13 protein-coding genes are annotated in these 14525 nt (G+C 65.5%); 8 read left to right on the top strand and 5 right to left on the bottom strand.

Annotated elements, in window-relative coordinates:
* Positions 1-39: 39 nt before the first annotated feature.
* Entirely contained in the window at positions 40-1041 is a 1002-nt protein-coding gene (pdxA, locus tag ACFQI8_RS14950) for a 4-hydroxythreonine-4-phosphate dehydrogenase PdxA (protein WP_390246143.1), read from the bottom strand.
* Positions 1028-2317 carry a four-carbon acid sugar kinase family protein gene (locus tag ACFQI8_RS14955; RefSeq protein WP_390246145.1) on the bottom strand — a complete coding sequence of 430 codons (1290 nt, stop codon included), beginning with the start codon at positions 2315-2317 and terminating at the stop codon, positions 1028-1030. The genes pdxA and ACFQI8_RS14955 overlap by 14 nt, the downstream gene beginning before the upstream one ends.
* 84 nt (positions 2318-2401) lie before the next feature.
* Between ACFQI8_RS14955 and ACFQI8_RS14960 the strand changes: the two genes are divergently transcribed.
* From ACFQI8_RS14960 to ACFQI8_RS14970, 3 genes are read left to right on the top strand one after another with little or no spacing between them, the layout of a single operon-like run.
* Positions 2402-3589: a UxaA family hydrolase gene (locus ACFQI8_RS14960; RefSeq protein ID WP_390246147.1), complete on the top strand. Its 1188-nt coding sequence runs from the start codon at positions 2402-2404 to the stop codon at positions 3587-3589.
* Positions 3586-3900: a UxaA family hydrolase gene (locus ACFQI8_RS14965; protein WP_390246149.1), complete on the top strand. Its 315-nt coding sequence runs from the start codon at positions 3586-3588 to the stop codon at positions 3898-3900. The genes ACFQI8_RS14960 and ACFQI8_RS14965 overlap by 4 nt, the downstream gene beginning before the upstream one ends.
* Positions 3897-5009: a UxaA family hydrolase gene (locus tag ACFQI8_RS14970; RefSeq protein WP_390246151.1), complete on the top strand. Its 1113-nt coding sequence runs from the start codon at positions 3897-3899 to the stop codon at positions 5007-5009. Before ACFQI8_RS14965 ends, ACFQI8_RS14970 begins: the two co-directional genes overlap by 4 nt.
* A gap of 198 nt (positions 5010-5207) precedes the next feature.
* Here ACFQI8_RS14970 and ACFQI8_RS14975 read toward each other — a convergent pair whose 3' ends face one another.
* Entirely contained in the window at positions 5208-5972 is a 765-nt protein-coding gene (locus ACFQI8_RS14975; protein ID WP_390246153.1) for an IclR family transcriptional regulator, read from the bottom strand.
* A 137-nt stretch (positions 5973-6109) separates the two neighbouring features.
* Here ACFQI8_RS14975 and ACFQI8_RS14980 point away from each other — a divergent pair, with 137 nt between their 5' ends.
* The 5 genes from ACFQI8_RS14980 to ACFQI8_RS15000 all read left to right on the top strand — a co-directional run bounded on the left by ACFQI8_RS14980 (position 6110) and on the right by ACFQI8_RS15000 (position 12027).
* Positions 6110-6841: a fumarylacetoacetate hydrolase family protein gene (locus ACFQI8_RS14980; protein WP_390246155.1), complete on the top strand. Its 732-nt coding sequence runs from the start codon at positions 6110-6112 to the stop codon at positions 6839-6841.
* Between the two features lie 251 nt (positions 6842-7092).
* The gene (locus ACFQI8_RS14985; RefSeq protein WP_390246157.1) at positions 7093-7965 is read left to right on the top strand and encodes a fumarylacetoacetate hydrolase family protein; all 873 of its coding nucleotides are present in this window, start codon (positions 7093-7095) and stop codon (positions 7963-7965) included.
* 485 nt (positions 7966-8450) lie between these two features.
* Positions 8451-9449 (top strand): class II fructose-bisphosphate aldolase, encoded by a 999-nt coding sequence (gene fba, locus ACFQI8_RS14990; protein WP_390246159.1) that lies wholly within the window; start codon positions 8451-8453, stop codon positions 9447-9449.
* A 3-nt stretch (positions 9450-9452) separates the two neighbouring features.
* Positions 9453-10997, top strand: a complete 1545-nt coding sequence (locus ACFQI8_RS14995; protein ID WP_390246161.1) for an FGGY-family carbohydrate kinase — start codon at positions 9453-9455, stop codon at positions 10995-10997.
* Positions 10987-12027, top strand: a complete 1041-nt coding sequence (locus ACFQI8_RS15000; RefSeq protein ID WP_390246163.1) for a 2-hydroxyacid dehydrogenase — start codon at positions 10987-10989, stop codon at positions 12025-12027. Before ACFQI8_RS14995 ends, ACFQI8_RS15000 begins: the two co-directional genes overlap by 11 nt.
* A gap of 132 nt (positions 12028-12159) precedes the next feature.
* On the opposite strand, the gene ACFQI8_RS15005 is transcribed toward ACFQI8_RS15000, so the two are convergent.
* Both ACFQI8_RS15005 and ACFQI8_RS15010 read right to left on the bottom strand, forming a co-directional pair.
* A complete protein-coding gene (locus ACFQI8_RS15005; protein ID WP_390246165.1) occupies positions 12160-13113 on the bottom strand; it encodes a mannonate dehydratase in 954 nt (317 codons plus the stop codon).
* A gap of 50 nt (positions 13114-13163) precedes the next feature.
* Positions 13164-14516 (bottom strand): nickel pincer cofactor-dependent isomerase, group 22, encoded by a 1353-nt coding sequence (locus ACFQI8_RS15010; RefSeq protein ID WP_390246167.1) that lies wholly within the window; start codon positions 14514-14516, stop codon positions 13164-13166.
* Positions 14517-14525 lie beyond the last annotated feature (9 nt).

The following is a 14525-nucleotide window of genomic DNA, read 5'->3' on the forward strand; positions in this document are numbered from 1 at the left end:
AGTCGGGTTCGGTGGGGGTCGTCGCGGTCACCGTCGACATCACCGATGACGGGCGACGTCGGCGGCCACCCGAATCGCATCGACCATGCTCGTCTCGCTGGCGACTCCCTCGCCGGCGATGTCGAAGGCGGTTCCGTGGTCCACGCTGGTTCGGACAATGGGCAATCCGATAGTCATATTGACGCCGCTGACGCCGCCCGCCGCGTCGAAGCCGAGCATCTTCAACGGGATGTGGCCCTGGTCGTGATACATCGAGACGACGCAGTCGAACTCGCCTCGGGCGGCGCGGACGTAGACGGTGTCGGGGCTTATCGGTCCGGTCGCGTCGATGCCGTCCGCGCCGGCACGCTCGACCGCGGGCGCGATTTCGTCGTCGTCCTCGTCGCCGAGGAGGCCGCCGTCGCCGGCGTGCGGGTTCAACCCGGCGACGGCGACGCGGGGTGATTCGATACCGAGTTGCCGGAGCGCGTCGTCGGTCACGCGGACGGTTTCGAGGACGTTCTCCGTCGTCACGAGTTCGCACGCCTCGCGGAGTGGGACGTGTGTGCTGACGTGGGTCACGCGCAGGTCGTCTTCGATGAGCATCATCGAGTAGTTCTCCGTGTCGGTCCGCGCGGCGAGGAGTCCGGTATGGCCCGCGTGTTCACTGCCCGCCATCCGTGTCGCCTGCTTGTTGATGGGGGCCGTGGCGATTGCGTCTATCTCCCCTTCGACCGCGAGGTCGATGGCGCGTTCGACGTACGCGAGACTCGCGGCACCGTACTCCTCGCGGAGTTCGCCGTGGACGAGGTCGCCCACGTTGTCGCAATCGAGGACCGACAGCGCGGTCGGGTCGTCGTCGACGGCGTCGACGGAGTCGACCGCGCGCACGTCGAAGTCCGCGTCGCAGGCGTCTCTCGCGCGTCGCATCACGCCGAGGTCGCCGACGACCACCACGCGCGCGAACTCCGTCACGGATGGGAACGCTTTGACGGCGACTTCCGAACCGATACCCGCGGGGTCGCCCATCGTCACGGCAATCAGGGGGTTACTCGTACTCATCGTCCCCACCCAAACGGGCGATGCACTTACGTATTGCCCCGGGGGTGCCGAACGCGCCGGCCTTCGTCACGACCGGGACGCCGTCGGCGGCTCCACCCGACAGACGGCCGAGCGGAATCCCCTCTTCGACGGCCGTCCCCGAGAGGACCACGCCGTCCGCGTCCAACGATTCGAAGACGTCGGCGGCCACCGCACCGCCGGTCACGAACATCGACTCCGGGGTCGGGGACCCCCCGGCCCAGAGCCGTTCGACGGTCGAACCCAGCGTCTCGGCCACCCGAGCGCGGACCGTCTGGTCGTCGATGCCGAGGCGTCGACCCGCGTCGAGCGCGCGGCGCGGGGCGGCTTCGTCAGGCGCTGAGACCAACACCGCGGCGTCGCGGTCCGCGAGGCGTTCCGAACAGGCCGCGGCGGCGTCGGCACTCGCACTGGCCGGGTTCTCGACGGCACCCCCAAGGTCCAGCGAGACGACCGACTCCGCTGGGAGCGCGTCGAGTTGATCGAGCGTCGCCGGGTTCGTGCTCCCGACGACACAGAGGACCGTTCGGTCTCGCGTGGGAACCGACGCCGGTCCGGCACCGCGAGGGGGCGGCGTCTCGACGTATCGCGCGAGCCCCGCACTGCCGACGTAGACGACGCTCAGCCCCGAACGTGCCGCGCCGTCCGCGATGGCTTCGAGATGCCGCTCGTGCGACGCGTCGGCGACGACGATGCCGCGGCCCGTCCGGGCCTGTTCCCGCAACGCGTCCGCGACGGCCGACGGTCCCGTTGCCACGCGGTTCACCGGCAACCGAGAGACGGGGTAGGACGACGCGGAGTACCGCGTGGGGAGGTGCGACGTCTCGACGGGTTTGTCCGGGTCGTTGCCGGCGGCGGTCTCCGCGACCGGAGTACCGTCGACGAGATGGTAGCCCTCGACGGTCGTCCGCCCGTTTCTCGGGGAGGCGGGTGCGACGACCGCGAGGTCGGCCGCCGTCGCGTCGAGTACGGCGTCGGTCTCTCCCACGAGGTTCCCCCTGAGCGTCGAATCGACTTTCTTGTAGACGAACGAGTGGTCGCCGGCGGCGACGACGTCGAGGACTGCCGCCGCCGCGCTCGACGGGTCGGCGTATCGGCTGTCCGTATCGACGACCCGGACGTCCGTCTCGGCGCGGGGGTTCTCCGACGGCACAGTCGACGCCGAGACGAGCGTTCGGAGTCCGCGAGCGGCGAACTCGTGGCCCGTGTCCGTCGCCCCGGTGAGGTCGTCTGCGATGACGAGTCCGGACGGAAGCATATATGAGGAGACGAAGGTGCGACTACTAAAATCCCACCCCCTTCGGCGAAAAGACTAACACGGTACTTGCCATGAACTGTGAACATGGGACATTCGTTCGAAGGATACCGACGGTCGAACGGCCGAGTTGGTGTCCGAAATCACGTCGCCGTCATTCCAACGTCAGTCGCGGCGTCTTCGGTCGCTTCCGCGGTCGCAGACGAGGCGGGGGCGTGGGCGCGGGCGACGCCGCACCAACTCGGAACGAGCCAACCCGACCCGGCACGACGACAGACTGAGCGCGTCCTCGTCGGAACCGGTCGAAACCCGAACGTCGGGGCCGCGCTCGTCGTCGAACTCGGGACCGAAGACATCGACGCCGAGACGGTTGCGGACGACATCGCAACCACGGGGAAGGCGACAGAGACGCTCACAATCAGGGAGACGGGCGGAACCGCGAACGCGCTTTCGGAAGGTGCGGAGCGCCTCGGTCGACTGAAATCGGAAGCGGACCGCGCGAGGCGCGAAGACGCCGACGTCTCCGAACTCGTCTTCGGGGTCGAATGCGGCGGGAGCGACGCGACGAGCGGAATCGCCGCCAATCCCGCCGTCGGTGCCGCGTGCGACCGCCTCGTCGAGGCGGGCGGGACCGCCTCGTTCAGCGAGACGCCGGAGTTCATCGGCGCGGAACACATCCTCGCCGACCGATGCGTCTCCGGGGAGACGCGGGAGCGTATCCTGGAACGCGTCGAGGCGCGCGAGGGGATGGCCGAGTTGATGGGCGTCGACCTCCGCGGTGCACAGCCGACGCCCGGAAATCAGGAGGGCGGACTCACCACTATCGAAGAAAAGAGCCTCGGAGCCATCTCGAAGGGCGGGACGACGCCGATTCGCGGTATCGTCGACTACGGCGACGAACTGCCGACAAACGGCGGACTCGTCCTCATGGACACGCCGGGGTACGACGTCGAGAGCGTCGTCGGGAAGGTCGCTGGCGGGGCGCAGGTCGTCGCGTTCACCACCGGTCGAGGGAGTACGACCGGAAACCCGCTCGCGCCCGTCATCAAGGTGACTGGAAACCCCAAGACGTGGGACCGGATGTCGAACAACATCGACGTGAACGCGGGGACGGTCTTCGACGGCGAGTCGATAGACTCGGTCGGTGCCCGCGTCTTCGAGACGCTCGTCGAGGTGGCGAACGGCCGCCGCACGGAGGCCGAACACCGCCGGTTGGAGGAGTTCGCGATAAACGAGATTCAACCCGAGGAGCTGACCACGGAGGTGAAGGGATGAAGGGCCGCGTCTTGGACGACGCGCTCCTTCGACTGAGTGCGTCCGACAACGTGGGAACGACAGTCGACGACCTCGAATCGGGCACCGAAATCGACGCCGATGGCCGAACCGTCGTCCTCGTGGAGGACGTCCCGTTCGGGCACAAGGTCGCGCTCGAACCGGTGGACTCGGGCGGTGAAATCCGAAAATACGGCGAGGTTATCGGAACGGCGACGCAGGCAATCGAGGTCGGCGAGTGGGTCCATACCCATAACTGCGAGAGTACGCGCGGCCGCGGTGACCGGGCGGCCGCGAGGGGTGAGTCCGCATGAGCACCCCGAGTACTTCGGGCCGAACGTTCGAGGGGACGCCGCGAGCGGACGGAACGGTCGGCGTCCGTGACAACGTCTTGGTCCTCCCGTCGGTCATCTGTTCACATTTCGTCGCCGAACGAATCGCCGCGCGCGTTGACGACGCCGTGGCGACCCCGCACGACCACGGCTGTGCCCAGCTCGGAGCCGACAACGAGCAGACTCGGCGGACGTTCCTCTCGATGGCGCAGAACCCGAACGTCGCCGGCGCGGTCGTGGTCGGACTCGGGTGTGAGGAAGTCCAGAGCGCAGAGGTGGCGACCGCGCTCGAATCGCGCGACGTCGCCGTCCGAGAACTGTCCATTCAGGGTGTCGGCGGGACCGACGAGTGTATCGAACGAGGCGTCGAAGCCGCGACCGAACTCGTCCGGTCACGGCACACGTCGCAGACGGTCGCCGACCTCAGTGACCTGACGCTCGGCGTCGTTTCGAGCGACCTCGACGCGTCCACGATAGAGTCGGCCGACCCGCTCGTCGGCCGCGTCGCCGACGAAATCGTCGACGCCGGGGGTCGCGTGGTCGCCGCCGGCAACGAGCGGCTGGTCGCCAACCCGGACGAGGCGCGCAGGGCCGCAACGGACGAGGCGCGCGAGGCGATGGACGCCCTCCTCGATAGACACGAGGGACACCCGGCGCGGGCGACCCGTGTCGGCCAGTTCGCGCGTGACCGCCCGTTCGAGGACGTCACGCGAGCGTGGGGGGAAAACACCGTCTCAGAGGTACTCCCGTACGGTGAGCGTGCGACCCTCTCGACGGGCCTCGCCGCCGTCGACGCCCCGTCTCGGTTCGCCGAGGCGACGACTGCGCTCGCCGCGGCGGGGGCGAACGTCGTCGTTCACGTCACCGGCGACGGAATCCTCTCCGGTCACCCCCTCGTCCCGGTCGTCAAGATGACCGGCGACCCGGGGACCGCGGCGGCGCTCCCGAACGACATCAGCCTCTCTGCGCGGCGTGCTGACCCCGACGACGTACTGGAGCGACTGGTCGACGTGGCGAACGGAACGGCGTGTCTCGCCGAAGAACACGGCTTGACAGAATTCGCAATCACCCGCGTCGGCCCGTCTATGTGAACGGCTCTGCGGTGTCGCCGCGGTTGCGTCGTGGACGCCGACGCCATCGACCGGCCGCCCGGCGCGGCGGCTCGGGCGAGTTCGACGGTCGAACGGGATTGCGAGAGAGAACCGGAGAGCGGCGGCGGCCGGACGGGAGGGCAAACGAAGGGCTGTCGTGTGACGTTCGGGGAGACACGCCTGTCGGCGTGCAGACCGCTATGAGTACGTCAGGTTGAGTTCGATGACGTTCGCGGCGCTCATGACCTGTTCTGGGATTTCAGATTCGAACCGCTCTCCCTTCATCCGACTCGTCGGGCCAGAGACGCTCACCGCGCCGATAGCGTGGCCGTCGGGGTTCTTGATGGGCGCCGCGATACACCGAAGCCCAGAGAGGCGTTCCCCCTTGTCGTAGGCGTATCCCCGTTCGCGAACCGCCGCGAGCTCTTCTTCGAGCGCCTCACGCGAGGTGATGGTCGTCGCCGTCTGTGCAGGGAGACCCCAGCGCTCGACGATGTTGTCGACTCGCTCCTCGGGGAGGTACGCGAGAATCGCCTTCCCGAGCGACGTGCAGTGAAGTTTTACACGCATGCCGGCGTGCGTGTCGAGTGAGACGGCCTGTTCGCCCTTCGAGCGGAAGAGGTAGACACCCTCGCCGTGCTCTTCGACGAGCAGGTTCGCGAGCTCTCCGGTCTGTTCGGCGAGTCCCTTCACTTCGGGCTTTGCCACCTCGTACAGGGGCATCCGGTCTCGGGTGTGCTCGCCCAAACTGAGGAATTTGAGGCCGATGCAGTATCGCTCGTCGTGCTGGACGACGTATCCGTGTTCTCGAAGCGTCCGAAGGTGACTGTAGACCGTACTTTTCGGTAGGTCGAGGTCGGTGGCTAACTCCGTGACGCCCGCTGACCCTCGCTCTTTCAGCGCTTCGAGAATCTCGAGCGAGGTGCCCAACGCCCCGATCGTGTTTGCCATGTTCGTTCCCATTCTAGCCTCCTGTTGACAGTCATCCATAATAATTGTTGTTCACGATTGTCGTATGTCTGTTCGTCATCGCTAGGTGCTCGCGCCCGAAGTTGTCGAAGGCGAAACCGTTTTGCCGGGTGCGCGTGTCTCCGTCAGACGTGCATCGAGTTAGATTTCGCGACCCAGCGGGGAGTGTCAGAACTGGCGAATGGACCGACGACGGAATCTCGTTCGGTGGCGAAACGTTCGACCCGGCAACGGTCGACGTCCTCCCGCCGTGTGAGCCAAGTAAAATCGTCTGTGTCGGGCTGAACTACGAAAAACACGCCGAGGAGACGGGGATGGACATCCCAGAGCGGCCCCTGCTGTTTCTCAAGCCGCCGAACGCGCTCGCGTCGCACGGAGACACGGTCTCCCTCCCTGCCGGGAAAGAACGCGTCGATTACGAAGCCGAACTGGGCGTCGTCATCGGAGAGCAGTGTCGGAACGTCGAACCGGACGACGCGATGGACGTGATTGCCGGCTTCACGTGTCTGAACGACATCTCGAACCGAGACGACCAAGAGGTCGAACAGAACTGGATTCGCGGCAAGGCGTTCGACAACAGCGCACCGCTCGGACCCGTCGTCTCGACGCCCGACGAGGTCCCCGCAGACGCGAGCATCGAACTCAGAGTCAACGGGGAGACGAGACAGGACTCCTCGCGGGCCGACTTCATCTTCACGGTTCCAGAGCTCGTCGCGGAGATTACGACGTATATGACGCTCGAACCGGGGGACGTTATCTCCACGGGGACCCCCGAAGGCGTCGGTCCGCTCTCCGACGGCGACCGTGTCGAAATCGATATCGAGGGCATTCGGACGCTGGAACACACCGTCCGCTCCGACTGACCGAGAAGTCGGGGGCGGCCCAAAGATTCATGTGGTGTGGTGATATATAGTACGACGTACGGGAGGAAGAAGCGGGTCATCAGACTATCAGCCAGTAATCGCCTGCCTGCTTGCGACACCGCCGCAACTCCCGTCTCTTCCTTCCGTTCGTCCCGACCGAATCCGTCGTGAGTGGGGGGCCCGTATCCACTCGTGGCAAGGATTCTCGACCCTTGATAACAATTATGTAGTAGTGACCGTTCCGTTGTTTCATGCGATACCACGCACTCGCGGGGACAGAGCGTTCAGCACTCGCTGTGTCCGAGGGCGACAACGCCTACTACGACCTCACCAGCGCGAACGCCAGCGTCGAGACCTTCTGTGACCTCGCTCGGGCGGCACACATCACTGGGCGGACTATCGACGACGTCGCTGAGGGACTCCTCGACGACGCGGAGCGACTCTCTTCTGCGTATGTCGACGAGCGAATCGAGCGTCCGGTGGTTCCCGACGAGGTGTGGGCTACGGGCGTCACGTACCACATCAGCGAGCAGGCACGAGAAGCCGAAAGCGGGACGCCCGACCTCTACCTCGACGTCTACGACGGGGAGCGTCCTGAAATCTTCTTCAAGGCGACAGAGAGCAGGACGGTCGGTCCGCACGAGGCGGTGGGCGTCCGGGGCGACTCCACGTGGGACGTCCCAGAACCCGAACTCGCGGTGGTCCTCTATCGGGGTGAGATAGTCGGATACACTGTCGGTAACGACGTGAGCAGTCGTTCCATCGAGGGCGAGAACCCGCTGTACCTGCCGCAGGCGAAGATATACGACCGCTGTTGTGCTATCGGACCGTGTGTTGCGTCCACCGAATCGGTGAGCGACCCGCACGAACTCGAAATGTCGATGAGCATCGAACGCGACGGGGCCGTCCTCTACGAGGAGTCGACGTCGACGTCCGAGATGGTGAAGTCGTGCGACGAACTCGTCTCGTACTTCACCCGACACAACGCTGTCCCGGAGATGGTGGTCTTGTTGACGGGGACGGCACTCGTCCCCGAAGAGGGGTTCACTCTGAAACCGGGTGACCACGTCAGCATCGAAATCGACGACATCGGCGTCCTCGAAAACACGGTCACGGCTGTCTGACGAACGGGTGGTTCGGGAGCGTCTCCCCGACCGAACCCCCGTACCGTTCTCGACCTCGACTCACTCCGTCCCGCGAGTTCCGTTTCCTATCACCGGACAGTCCGCCCCCACGACCGAGACGGATGGAGTTCGAAGCGACGCGATACCACGCTCTCGCCCCGCGTTTTTCAGCAAAACTACCGGAGAAACCGACAAAAATGTCGGAGAAATAACCTTCGCTCAGCCCCGCGTTCGATATCATCGCACGGACGCTTGCGGATTGAGCATCGTTTGAATTACAACACTACCTTCGTAATGGAAACCGACCGACCGGGGCAAATCGACCGACTGCGACGGAACGCGATGTGACGCGGTGACGCGGGAATATCGCCGCCGTGTTTACCATCGCTGAACAGGCGGTCGCCAATCGATTCGGGCGCGGTGACCGCCGGGACGTTCGAACGGTATCCGACACGTATTTCAGCGCACTCTGTGAATGACAACCAATGCCATATTCACGCGGGTCGGAGCTATCCATGGTCTACGACCGGGCGCGAACGAGCGGATACGGGTTCGTCGCGAGCAACATCACGGAGACGAACATCCTGACCGGACTCGTCCGCGGCGCAGAGCGCGTCGATTCCGACCTCGTCGTTCAGGTGAAACGTGACACCGCCGCGTTCGCCGGGAACGGCGACCCTGTCACAGGGTTAGATATCCTAGCGACGCACGTCGAGAAACTCGGCGAAGACGCCGACGTCGGCGTGTTTCTCAACGTCGACCACGTTCCCGCAGACGACCGCGCGTTCCTCGAATCGTGCATCGCTTCCGGGGGTCCCTCCTCGCTGATGGTCGACGCTTCGCACGAACCGTTCGAGGAGAACGTCTCACGCACCCGCGACGTGGTCGAAATGGTTCGAAACCGCGAACAGGACATGCTCGTCGAAGCCGAACTCGGCATGATAAAAGGTCTCGAAGGCGGCGTCGAGACCACCGAAGCCTACTACACCGACCCTGAACAGGCCGTCGAGTTCGTCGACAGGACGGGTGTCGACCTCCTCGCAATCTCCATCGGAACGGAACACGGCGTTTCGAAGGGGCGCGACCTCGAACTCCGCCCCGACATCGCACGCGACGTGGGGCAGGCGCTGGCGGACCACGGCCTCGAGACGCCGCTTGTCGTCCACGGGTCGTCCGGGCTGTCCGATAGTCAGGTCGGGGACCTCCTCTCGACCGGGGTGTGTAAACTGAACAAGAACACCAGATACCAGTACGAGTTCGCCAGAACGGCCTGTGAGTTCTATCGGGAGCACGAGTCGAGTATCCTCCCCCCCGAAGGCGTCGACGACGACCGACAGGGGTTCTTCGGCGACGCGGAGTGGTCGCCGAACAAACGCGAGTTCACGCCCCACCGGGTCTGCCGGGAGGTTCAGGACCGAATCGCCGACGTGATGGCGGAGGTCGCCACGCTCTCCGGGAGTGCCGGCGAGAGCCTGTACGTGTGATACATGACGACGACTGACGACCCACTCCTCCTCGGAGTCGACGCGGGGTTGACGAACGTCAAAGCCGCGGTGTTCGATACCGACGGGAGAGAGCGGGCAGTTGCGGTTCGACCGACCCCGAACGAGCGCCCGCGTGCTGGCCGCGTCGAGCGCGACCTCTCGACGTTCTGGGACGTGACGTGCGAGACGATTCGCGCGGTCCTCGGGGATTCCACCGTCGAGGCGAGTGCCGTCGCCGGAGTCGGCGTCGCCGGCCACGGACACGGACTGTACGCGCTCGACGACCGCGGACAGCCGGTCAGAGACGGTATCACGTCGTTGGATAGCCGTGCGAGCGACGTCGTCGAGTCGTGGGACGAAAGCGGCCGCTCGGACGCTGTTCGCGCGATTACGGGGTACGACCCCTTCGTCGCCGACCCGTTGAGTATCCTCGGGTGGATGCGCCGGGCGGAACCGGAGGTCTACGACGCTATCGACCAACTCCTGTTCTGCAAGGACTACCTCAAATACCGGCTCACAGACGTCGTCTGTACGGACCAGATGGAGGCGAGCGTCTTCTACGACATCGAAAACGAGGCGTACTCGTCGGAGCTGTTCGACACACTCGGACTCGGCGACTGCGCTGACGCACTGCCACCCGTCGTTCGAAGCACGGCGGTCTGTGGCGAGGTGACGGCGGCGGCGGCCGACGAGACCGGCCTCGAAGCCGGCACGCCCGTCGCGTCCGGACTTCACGACGTCGGCGCTGTCGCACTCGGGTCGGGCGCGTTCCGACCGGGGCAGGGGTCGCTCATCGTCGGCACCTGGGGACAGAGTATCTACGTCTCCGCCGAGCCGAACAGCGCCGACGGCGGAGGGCTGAGTCGGCGGTACCTTGGAGACGCGTGGCTCCGGTATCGCGGGAGTAGGTCTGCCGCGGCCGCAGTCGACTGGTTTACCCGAGAGTGCTGTCGCGATTGGCACGACGAGGCGACGTCCGACGCCGCGTTCTACGCCAGGCTGAACGAGGCGGTAGCGGAAGTCCCCATCGGCTCGAACGGGCTGGTGTTCCTCCCGAACCTGCAGGGGTCGACCGACGACCCGAACGAGCGTGGCGCGTTCGTCGGTCTGACAATCGAACACGACCGGGGCGAGATGTTACGGTCGATATACGAAGGCGTTGCCCTCTCGTTGAGCGATAGATTGCTGGAACTCGCGTCCGAAGACGGACTCACCACCGTCCGTCTCGGCGGGGGCGGCGCAAAGAGCGCGGTGTGGTCCCAGATGTTCGCCGACGTTCTCGGTGAACGGGTCGTCGTCCCGACGGGTCAAGAAGCGGGTGCCAGAGGTGTCGCCATCTGCGCCGGTCTCGCGGTCGGCCTGTACGACGACGTCGAATCCGCCGTCGAACACGTCGTCGGGGTCGAACGTCGACACGACCCGACGCCGGCGCACACCGACGCGTACCGGGCGGTCCACGACGCATACCGACTGGCCGCCGACGGGACCGCCGCCACGTGGGAAAAATTAACGTCGATTGAGCGGGAGACCCAGACGAATGACAATTGAGACCGTGCTCCTCTGTGGAGACCCACAACAGCCGAGCGAGTACATGTACGAGGCGGCGTCGTTCCTCGAATCCGAAGGCGTGTCGTTTTCCCGCATCGATTGGAAAGGCGACGTCTCCGCGGAACGGTTCCGCGAGGTCACGATGGAGATGGAGTCGCGAGGGCCGTCCGCCTACGACACGTCGATAATCGAGGAGCACCTCGACGGCGTGGACGCGCTCGTCGTTCACAAAGCCCCCGTCTCCGCGTCAGTAATCGACGCGGGCGACTCGTTGCAAGTCGTCGGGGCCGCTCGGGGAGGCGTCGAGAACGTCGATATCGAGACGGCCGAGACGAACGACGTCGCCGTCCTCCACGCGCCCGGACGGAACAAGAACGCGGTCTCCGACTACGCCGTCAGCCTCCTGCTCGCGACGGTCCGAGAGATTCCACACCACACGAGGGCGCTCCACGCCGGCGAGTGGAGCCAAGAGTTCGACCCGGACAGGTTACCCCGTGACATCGAGGCGATGACCATCGGTATCGTCGGCTTCGGAAACATCGGCCAACAGGTCGCCCGACGGCTCTCGGGGTTCGGCCCCGAACTCCTCGCGTACGACCCCTATCAGGACGAGGCGACGTTCGACGACGCCGGTGTCGAACGCGCGACGCTCGACGGCTTGCTCGAACGCGCAGATGCCGTGACACTGCACGCGCGGTTGACCGAGGAGACGCGGGAACTGCTCGGCGAAGACGAGTTGGCCCGGATGGACCAGTCCGCGATACTCGTCAACTCCGCCCGTGGAGGGCTCGTCGACGAAGCGGCGCTCGTCGACGCGTTGCGTACGGGGTCGATTGCGGGGGCGGCGCTCGACGTCTTCGAGACCGAACCCCTCCCGGAGAACCACCCGTTCCTCGAAATGGAGAACGTCGTCCTCTCGCCACACACCGCGGGGTCGACTCGCGACGCCGTGACGAACGGTCCCCGCATGATTGCAGAGGGGATAGAGAGCCTCATCGGCGGTGCGGACCCCGACAATCGAATCGCCTGACCGAAGCCGGAACTGAGTTCGGCGTGCTGGCACTCGGTATCTCGCTTTACGCGCCCGTTTCGGGGCCGACGCCGTCTCTGGTGGCGGTACATCGGTCGAGAGCAGAGCGGTCACGCCGCGAGTGTCCGGCCGTTACTCGACCGCCTCCAACAGACCTTTCAGATACCCCGTCGCGTACAGTCGCCCGAGCGTCATGTACCCCGGGTTCGAGTTCTCCTCGCCGGCCATCGTCGGGACGTGGTCGGGTCGAACCGGCCCGTCGAAGCCGATGTCGCGGTACGCCTGGACGCAGGCGCGCATGTCTGTCGGCCCCTCGTCGTGCCACGTCTCGACGAACCGCCCGTTCGTTCCCTCGACGTCGCGGAAATGCACGAAGTTGATTCGGTCGCCGAAGCGTCGAATCGTCTCCGGGATGTCCGCGCCCATCGCGGCGAAGTTGCCCTGACAGAAGGTGATTCCGTTGTGCTCGCTGTCGTACATCTCCATCACGCGCTCGTAGTGCTCCGGCGACGTGATGATTCGGTCGACTCCGCGGAGGTTCTCAATCGGCGGGTCGTCGGGGTGCAAGGCGAGTTTCACACCCGCTCCCTCGGCGACTGGGACGACCTCGTTGAGGAAATGTTCGAGCGCGTCCCACAGCTCGTCCGCACGTACGGGGGCGATGTCTTGTTCGGACGCGCCCTCCATGAACTCGTCACTGTACGCCGTCGTCAGCGACCCACCGCGAGCGGGAAGCGCCGTCGAGGTCCGCGCCCACCGCTCGCCCGCCATCCAGTCGTAGGCGACGACGGGCACGTCGAGCGAACCGAGGTGTCGGAGGTACTGCTTGAATCGCTCGATCTCTTCGGTGCGGCCGTCCCGACCGAGTCGGGTGTCGTCGGAGATCGGAACACAGCCTTCGATAACCCCGACGTCGAGGCCGTAGTCACGAAACTCCCGAGTCAACGCGAGCAGTTCGTCGTACTGCCACGGGCGCGACCCGTCGCCGATTTCGAGGGTGTGGACGACGGCGGTCTCGACGCCGACCTGTTTCGCGAGGTCCCAGCGTTCGTCGCGCTCCGGCGGTAGGATGAGTGATGGCTCCATACCACACGGTTTCGTTCGAGTGTTATCAGTGTTTCTCGTCTTCGACTCCGTCAGTGGTCGCTCGGTTCGAGGACGTCTTCGACGAACTGGCCGTCTTCGAACTCCACGGGTGCGGGCTCTTCGACGACGCGCAGGTCGTCGCGGTCGCGCGCCTCCTCGATGAGCGGTGCCGAAGCGGCGACGCGACCGAGACGCATCGTATCGCGGATGCGGACGACGCGCGGCGCTTCGAGGGCTTTGACGCCGATAGTCGAGAGTGAGGCGATAAGGCCGGTCCGGTCGGTTTCGACGGCCGGCGGAATCTGGGCGGCCCGCGGGGTGCTCGCGGTGAGAACGTTGACCAGCGTATCGCTCCAGTTCAGCTCCTCGAAGAGGTGCGCGTGGACGAAATCCGCCGACCCGAGACCCGTGCCGTTACCGTGGGAGGCCGGCGTCAATCCGCGAACGAATATCCGAGTGATGTCCGGCTCCGGCGGGTCAGGTTCGAACCCGAACACGATTCGCCCGATGACGTTCGTGTCCATCCCCGCCCCGGAGACGTCTTTTCCCATCCGGTCCACCACGAGCACGTCGACCTCGTCGAACGGGATGGTCGGGAGGTGCTCGTAGGCGAGTTCGAGGAGTTCCGCCTCTCGGTCCAAAAAGCCCGACGGCGGCACGCCCTCGATGAGCGCGGTGTCGTCGTGTTCGTCTTCGACGATGGCGATGCCGCCGGCAATCGGGAGGTTCTCGACGTGAAGGCGCGCGATTTCGGGGAGCATCTCCCGGAAACTCCAGTCGGCGGCCCATTCGTGTGCCGTCTTCGCACCGCGCTGTTTGCCCATCCCGATGACGAGCATCTTCGAGAGCCCCGATTCAACGTCGCCCCGAAAGTCCGTGTGAGGTTTCACGCGGTTGACCGGGATTATCGCGTCCGCGGCCGCCGCGTTCGCGTCCGCGTGGACCTCGACGTCTCGGTCCGGCGTCTTCCCGATGACGACCGTGTCCATCGTCGCTCGAATCTCACAGCCGAGGCTCGCTTCGGTTATCCCGAGCGCTTCGAGCATCTCGCGTTGGCCGTCGGCGGTGGCACCCCCGTGACTCCCCATCGCCGGGAACACGAACGGCTCGTAGCCGCGGTCGTCGAGCGCGTCGACGACGGCGCTAACGATGGTTGGAATGTTCGCGATACCTCGGCTTCCCGCCCCGACGGCGACTTCGCCGCCGTCCGGCACCGCGTCGAATTCGAGCTGTTCGACGGCATCGAACACGCTGTCCCGAAGCTCCGATTCCGGAATCGGGTCCGTCTCCCACAGCTGTTCGATGATACCCATCTCCGGGACCGCGTCCATGCCGCTCGCTTCGAGAACGGTCTCCTCCGAAATCGGGACTGGTCCGTCCCGGCGGTTGTCACTGTCTGCCATACAGCTTAC

The sequence above is a fragment of the Haloferax chudinovii genome, assembly GCF_042663345.1.
Taxonomy (GTDB): domain Archaea; phylum Halobacteriota; class Halobacteria; order Halobacteriales; family Haloferacaceae; genus Haloferax; species Haloferax chudinovii.

Excerpts from the sequence above, each read along its gene's own strand:
- pdxA (WP_390246143.1), bottom strand. The coding sequence starts at position 1,041 with ATGAGTACGAGTAACCCCCTGATTGCCGTGACGATGGGCGACCCCGCG.
- ACFQI8_RS14955 (WP_390246145.1), bottom strand. The coding sequence starts at position 2,317 with ATGCTTCCGTCCGGACTCGTCATCGCAGACGACCTCACCGGGGCGACG.
- ACFQI8_RS14960 (WP_390246147.1), top strand. The coding sequence starts at position 2,402 with ATGGGACATTCGTTCGAAGGATACCGACGGTCGAACGGCCGAGTTGGT.
- ACFQI8_RS14965 (WP_390246149.1), top strand. The coding sequence starts at position 3,586 with ATGAAGGGCCGCGTCTTGGACGACGCGCTCCTTCGACTGAGTGCGTCC.
- ACFQI8_RS14970 (WP_390246151.1), top strand. The coding sequence starts at position 3,897 with ATGAGCACCCCGAGTACTTCGGGCCGAACGTTCGAGGGGACGCCGCGA.
- ACFQI8_RS14975 (WP_390246153.1), bottom strand. The coding sequence starts at position 5,972 with ATGGGAACGAACATGGCAAACACGATCGGGGCGTTGGGCACCTCGCTC.
- ACFQI8_RS14985 (WP_390246157.1), top strand. The coding sequence starts at position 7,093 with ATGCGATACCACGCACTCGCGGGGACAGAGCGTTCAGCACTCGCTGTG.
- fba (WP_390246159.1), top strand. The coding sequence starts at position 8,451 with ATGCCATATTCACGCGGGTCGGAGCTATCCATGGTCTACGACCGGGCG.
- ACFQI8_RS14995 (WP_390246161.1), top strand. The coding sequence starts at position 9,453 with ATGACGACGACTGACGACCCACTCCTCCTCGGAGTCGACGCGGGGTTG.
- ACFQI8_RS15000 (WP_390246163.1), top strand. The coding sequence starts at position 10,987 with ATGACAATTGAGACCGTGCTCCTCTGTGGAGACCCACAACAGCCGAGC.
- ACFQI8_RS15005 (WP_390246165.1), bottom strand. The coding sequence starts at position 13,113 with ATGGAGCCATCACTCATCCTACCGCCGGAGCGCGACGAACGCTGGGAC.
- ACFQI8_RS15010 (WP_390246167.1), bottom strand. The coding sequence starts at position 14,516 with ATGGCAGACAGTGACAACCGCCGGGACGGACCAGTCCCGATTTCGGAG.